This window comes from Neobacillus drentensis (genome assembly GCF_036962765.1).
GTDB lineage: Bacteria > Bacillota > Bacilli > Bacillales > Cytobacillaceae > Neobacillus > Neobacillus drentensis_C.
Map to the genome: position 1 here is coordinate 1 of NZ_JBALOS010000129.1, position 5402 is coordinate 5402.

Annotated in this window: 7 protein-coding genes; 4 read left to right on the plus strand and 3 right to left on the minus strand. The window is 40.1% G+C overall.

The window, feature by feature from the left end:
- Positions 1 to 73 precede the first annotated feature (73 nt).
- Both V7137_RS16485 and V7137_RS16490 read left to right on the plus strand, forming a co-directional pair.
- Complete coding sequence (locus tag V7137_RS16485; protein ID WP_335699088.1) at positions 74 to 478, plus strand: hypothetical protein; 405 nt, start codon at positions 74 to 76, stop codon at positions 476 to 478.
- A gap of 136 nt (positions 479 to 614) precedes the next feature.
- Positions 615 to 1508, plus strand: coding sequence for an alpha/beta hydrolase (locus V7137_RS16490; RefSeq protein WP_335699089.1), 894 nt, complete (start codon positions 615 to 617; stop codon positions 1506 to 1508).
- A 12-nt stretch (positions 1509 to 1520) separates the two neighbouring features.
- Here the strand turns inward: V7137_RS16490 and V7137_RS16495 are convergent, their stop codons facing one another.
- Entirely contained in the window at positions 1521 to 1844 is a 324-nt protein-coding gene (locus V7137_RS16495) for a hypothetical protein (protein WP_335699090.1), read from the minus strand.
- Between the two features lie 190 nt (positions 1845 to 2034).
- On the opposite strand from V7137_RS16495, the gene V7137_RS16500 reads away from it, so the two are divergent.
- Positions 2035 to 2463 (plus strand): VOC family protein, encoded by a 429-nt coding sequence (locus tag V7137_RS16500; RefSeq protein WP_335699091.1) that lies wholly within the window; start codon positions 2035 to 2037, stop codon positions 2461 to 2463.
- Between the two features lie 77 nt (positions 2464 to 2540).
- Here the strand turns inward: V7137_RS16500 and V7137_RS16505 are convergent, their stop codons facing one another.
- A complete protein-coding gene (locus tag V7137_RS16505) occupies positions 2541 to 3083 on the minus strand; it encodes a YbaK/EbsC family protein (protein WP_335699092.1) in 543 nt (180 codons plus the stop codon).
- A gap of 361 nt (positions 3084 to 3444) precedes the next feature.
- On the opposite strand from V7137_RS16505, the gene V7137_RS16510 reads away from it, so the two are divergent.
- Positions 3445 to 4362 carry an EamA family transporter gene (locus tag V7137_RS16510; RefSeq protein WP_335699093.1) on the plus strand — a complete coding sequence of 306 codons (918 nt, stop codon included), beginning with the start codon at positions 3445 to 3447 and terminating at the stop codon, positions 4360 to 4362.
- 55 nt (positions 4363 to 4417) lie between these two features.
- On the opposite strand, the gene V7137_RS16515 is transcribed toward V7137_RS16510, so the two are convergent.
- The gene (locus V7137_RS16515; RefSeq protein ID WP_335699094.1) at positions 4418 to 5137 is read right to left on the minus strand and encodes a YebC/PmpR family DNA-binding transcriptional regulator; all 720 of its coding nucleotides are present in this window, start codon (positions 5135 to 5137) and stop codon (positions 4418 to 4420) included.
- Between the last annotated feature and the right edge of the window lie 265 nt (positions 5138 to 5402).

Consider the following 5402-nt stretch of genomic DNA (forward strand, 5'->3'; position numbering starts at 1 on the left):
TTTATAAAAAGGTTATTTTTTGAAGGAGCGAAACATAAAATAGGAATATACGTTCGCAACAGGAGGCGGTTACATGGGGAAGAACGATGTTAGTGTGATTACAGGAGAAATGTTGGTAAAGTATTACGAACTGAATAAGCAGAAAAAAGAAATAGAGTTGGAAATGAATGATTTAAAGGATACCTTTCAACATTACTTTAATCATCTGGTTGGCTCTGATCACAAAGGCGAAATTACAATAAGCGGCTACAAGCTCCAACGCCAAATTCGGAAAACAGAAAAATATAACGAAGCTGAAACCATTAAAAGATTAGACGAATTACAGATGAACGAACTCATCCAGGTAGTAAAAAAACCAGATGATGAAAAAATCAAGGCCGCCCTTCAATTAGGCTTTTTAAAACCTGAACATTTAGAAGGATGTATCATTTCGACAACATCCCCTGCTATTACCGTAAAACCGATCACCCCGAGATAATAATGAAACCCTCGCTTTTTGGATGCGAGGGTTTTTGTTCATAAATTCGTTGTTATATTATGGAGGAATTAATAGAATTGTAGAGAAATATCTATATGTACACGCTTACATTTTAAGGTGAAAGGGGAAAAACTTCATGGCAAGTCAAGAAAGTCTACTAGTTAGACAATATTTAATGTCATCAAAGGCAAACCAAACAGCAGGATTTGACATCGAAACAGCCAGAAAAGGACTAGAAGCATTATCAGCTCTAACCCCTGTGGCACAGGACATCATCGTAGAAAAAACAAGCATCGAGGGAATCTCAGCTGAATGGGTAATGGCACCTAATGCGGTGGAAGACCGAGTTTTTCTTTATCTTCATGGTGGAGCATATATAATGGGAAGCTGTAATACCCATCGTTATCTTGCCTCGAAGCTATCACGGTCCACAGGTGCACGCGTATTAGTCCCTGAATATCGACTTGCACCAGAAAACCCATTTCCAGCAGCGATTGAGGACGCCATCAAAGTATATCGCTGGTTGATTTCCTCCGGGATTACACCTGATAAGATTATTATCGGCGGCGACTCAGCAGGTGGAGGTCTAACATTAGCTACACTTCTTTCATTAAAAGAAGAAAATGAAGCCTTGCCAGCTTTGGCCGTACTCTTATCTCCGTGGACAGATATGGAAGGTACAGGCGAATCAATGGAAACTAGGGCTTTCGTAGATCCATGGTTATCTCCGGATGCATCACGGTCGGCACCAGCACTATATATTGGGGATTTGGATCCTCGGCATCCACTGGTATCACCAATATATGCGGACATGTCTGGACTTCCGTCGATGTTGGTTCATGTTGGGAACGATGAAATTCTTTTAAGTGATTCAGCTCGACTAGTCGATCGTGCACGATCAGCAGGTGTCGAAGTAACCTTTAAAGTATGGGACGAGATGTGGCATGTTTTTCAACAGTTTGCCATTCCTGAAGGTCAACAGGCTATTGACGAAATTGGAGATTTTGTTCAGAAGAATTTGGATTATTAAAAGGATCGTAAGTTACAATTTTTTTAGTAGATAACACGTGCCATCTTCAGCGAAAAATAAGGACTCGCCCTGGTTCACGTTAAAATTAACTTTCTTTTTGTCGTAAATCAGTTTTGCTACCTTTTCAAATTTCGCTACTGCTTCAATAGGAGGATTAACAATAATATCTTGTTTTGAGTTTGTGGTCACAAATCCCTTGGGGTTATATTTCCGTTGAGGTTTCAATTCAGTACCCCAGCTGCCATCAAGGAGAAGGGAAAGTGCGGTAAACTTTGATTTTCGCGTTTGAATCGACCAAAGCTTCCGGCAATTACATCGATGAATTTTGAACTTCATCACACACCACCTTCTTTTCTGCAAAATTCAAAATAAGATTTTGTTTAATTGTATTCGCTCGGAAACTAAATTATTTATTTAAGTCTCGGTATAAGGTTTGTCCTTGCACAGATAGGGATAAGTTGGATATGGTGTGTCTAAATGGTACAATTACCAATGATTACAATTTAAAATAAAGGGGTTATTGCACATGTCTGTTGATGTTTACTTAAATTTTAATGGGAACTGTCGTGAGGCAGCAGAGTTTTACGCGGAGGTTTTTGGATTAGAAAAGCCACACATTATGACCTTTGGGGAAGCGCCGCCGAACCCAGAATATCCACTTCCAGAAGAAGCAAAAAACTTGGTCATGCATACAAGGCTTAACATTGATGGAAGCAACGTAATGTTTTCTGATGTTTTTCCAGGTCATCCATTTGTAGCTGGTACGAACATAAGTCTAGCAATTGTAAATAAGGACTTAGATAAGATTACTTCCTATTTTAACAAATTGAAAGAGGGCGGTACGGTAGTTATGGAGCTTCAAGAAACGTTCTGGAGCAAAGCCTACGGTTCCATAAAAGATAAGTTTGGAATAGAATGGCTGTTTAATCATGATAATGGTGAGAGTTTTATGTAATAGGTGGATTAATTAGCAGAAGACCAGGCAAATTGCCTGGTCTTTTTTAAGTCAAGAGCATTATACAATTCCACAGGCTACCGTTGAGGGGTTTTTTCAGCTTCATTGGTAATCAGACTACCATGATTAACGACTGATTCTCCCTCTTCTTCCCAACCTTTGCAAACGTCGATCCAGTCTGTAGCATTGGAAAACGTAAATAACTCTTCTTTGGTTAATTCAATCGCAGAGTTAGTGCTGCCGCAAGCTGGATAGAGTGTTTCGAAGCGCTGCATGGAGACATCCAGGTACACATCCAGTTCATTATTCAGGCCAAACGGACAAACACCGCCAATGGCATGTCCTGTTTGCTCTAGAACTTCATCAGGTGTGAGCATCCGCGCTTTGAAACCGAATTGCTGACGGAACTTCTTATTATCAATTTTTGCATCCCCAGCAGCCACGATTAAAATAGCCTTATCCTCGCTCCCCCGAAAAGATAAAGTTTTTGCAATTCGAGCTGGAGCGACTCCAATCGTCTCAGCAGCTTGATCCACTGTTGCACTAGAGGTTTCAAATTCCATAACATCATGATCACGATTCCATTGTTTAAAATGGGCCTTAACACTTTCCAATGACATCTTGTTCATCCCTTCTCAGTTGTAATTATGATAGATAATAACATAGTTTAAAGGGATAAAGCGAACAGACGACTTGAGTTGCACGATTAATCTTTAATCGTCCCCGCCGACTCCTTTTTTCTGAGGACACGAGCACGATTAGCCTCTATTCGTTACTGTCGACTCCTTTTTTCTAGGGCAACGGGCACGATTAGCCTCTATTCGTTACCGTTGACTCCTTTTTTCTACAGTAGTGGGCACGATTAGCCTCTATTCGTTACGGAGTCATTTTGCAATATGCCTTCTTTTCTATGACGTGATATAATTATTGTTATATTTAAAAGATTAGGATTTTAGTATTGTTTCACAATGGAGGGATAGGATGAATTCGCAAATCGCAGCGGTTTCCTCCCCAAGGCCCAGGACAAGAGGCATTATTTTAGTGCTGATTGCGGCAACCTTTTGGGGTGTTTCAGGAACGGTAGCTCAATACTTATTTCAAAAACAGGGTTTTAGTACGAATTGGTTAGTTGTTAACCGGCTGATTTTTTCTGGGGTGGGTTTATTATTTTTTTCGCACACGGTGATGAAACAATCTATCTGGAGCATTTGGACAAATAAACAGGATATCTTTCGCCTAGTCATCTTTGGGTTGATTGGCATGTTTGGCGTTCAATATACATATTTCGCAGCCATCGAAACTGGAAATGCAGCAACAGCAACAATTCTGCAATACCTTGCACCCGTCATTATTGTCTGTTACTTAAGTTTCCGGGCAAAGAAATTACCTGCCAAACATGAACTCATGGCGATAGGATTAGCCCTTTTTGGAACATTCCTACTTGTCACAAAAGGAACGATTGATTCACTTACCATTTCCGGCGCTGCCTTTACTTGGGGTATTCTATCGGCATTTGCCCTCGCTTTTTATACGCTCTATCCAGGAAGTTTATTAGTGAAATGGGGATCTCTTCTTACAGTAGGATGGGGAATGTTGATTGGCGGGATTGGCTTTAGCTTGATTCATCCGCCATGGAAGTTTCAAGGTCAATGGAGTTTGTCATCGTTTGTTGCTGTGGTTTTTGTCATCCTTTTCGGTACATTAATAGCCTTTTTTTGCTTTATGGAAAGTCTAAAGTACATTCAAGCTTCTGAAGCCAGTCTCCTTGCTTGTGTCGAGCCATTATCAGCGGCCTTTTTAGCTGTTGCCTGGCTCCAAGTATCATTCGGTCCGGCTGAATGGATTGGTTCCATTTCCATTATTGCAACCATTTTTATACTATCGGCAGTTAAACGGTGACGATAGGACATCAGCCACAAAAAAAGCAGACCTCATTCAAGGTCTGCTTTAACGTTTATTCACCTAAATCAACATTGTGGTACACTTGTTGAACGTCTTCTAATTCTTCTAAGACATCAATCATTTTCTCGAATTTTGCTTGTGCATCTTCAGGAAGTGTGACATCATTTTGCGGCATCATTGTTAATTCAGCTACAGTAAATTCTGTAACTCCAGCATTTTTAAATGCTTCTTGCACAGCATGGAACTGCTCTGGTTCGGCATAAACAATCACAGAATCTTCTTCTTCAATAATGTCACGGACGTCAACATCTGCTTCCATTAATAATTCAAGAACATCTTCCTCCGTTTTGCCTTCCACACCGATAACAGCTGTTGCATCGAACATATAGGCCACAGAGCCACTTACACCCATGTTCCCGCCGTTTTTACCAAAAGCTGCACGTACATCTGATGCGGTACGGTTTACATTGTTTGTTAAGGCATCAACGATCACCATAGAACCATTTGGTCCGAATCCTTCATAACGCAGTTCGGAATAGCTTTCCTCTGAACCGCCTTTTGCTTTTTCAATTGCACGGTCAATAATGTGCTTCGGTACATTGTATGTTTTTGCGCGTTCAAGCACGAATTTTAATGCTTGATTGGATTCAGGATTGGGTTCACCCCGTCTTGCTGCTACATAAATTTCAACTCCAAATTTAGCGTAAATACGGCTTGTATTGGCATCTTTTGAAGCTTTCTTTTCTTTAATATTGTTCCACTTTCGACCCATTTTCGAACACTCTCTTTCCGCTTTTGAATCTACACAAAATGATTACGTTGAACTAACCTGCATCATCAGCAGCGTTCTAAATAATATTTAGGAGTTCATTACTTATTTGATGTTTCTATCATTGACAAATAATATTATACCTTAATTGTATCATTTGTTAAGAGTCTATTAAGCAAAATAGTGCAAGAAGTTGATTTTAATACCTATAAAACGCAAAAAAGAGGTCGAAACCCGTCTTTTCGACCTCCACAAATTAGTATGGAAC

Bases quoted from the DNA above. Each gene is read 5' to 3' on its own strand.
- V7137_RS16510 (WP_335699093.1), top strand. From the start codon at position 3,445: ATGAATTCGCAAATCGCAGCGGTTTCCTCCCCAAGGCCCAGGACAAGA.
- V7137_RS16495 (WP_335699090.1), bottom strand. From the start codon at position 1,844: ATGAAGTTCAAAATTCATCGATGTAATTGCCGGAAGCTTTGGTCGATT.
- V7137_RS16515 (WP_335699094.1), bottom strand. From the start codon at position 5,137: ATGGGTCGAAAGTGGAACAATATTAAAGAAAAGAAAGCTTCAAAAGAT.
- V7137_RS16490 (WP_335699089.1), top strand. From the start codon at position 615: ATGGCAAGTCAAGAAAGTCTACTAGTTAGACAATATTTAATGTCATCA.
- V7137_RS16485 (WP_335699088.1), top strand. From the start codon at position 74: ATGGGGAAGAACGATGTTAGTGTGATTACAGGAGAAATGTTGGTAAAG.
- V7137_RS16500 (WP_335699091.1), top strand. From the start codon at position 2,035: ATGTCTGTTGATGTTTACTTAAATTTTAATGGGAACTGTCGTGAGGCA.
- V7137_RS16505 (WP_335699092.1), bottom strand. From the start codon at position 3,083: ATGTCATTGGAAAGTGTTAAGGCCCATTTTAAACAATGGAATCGTGAT.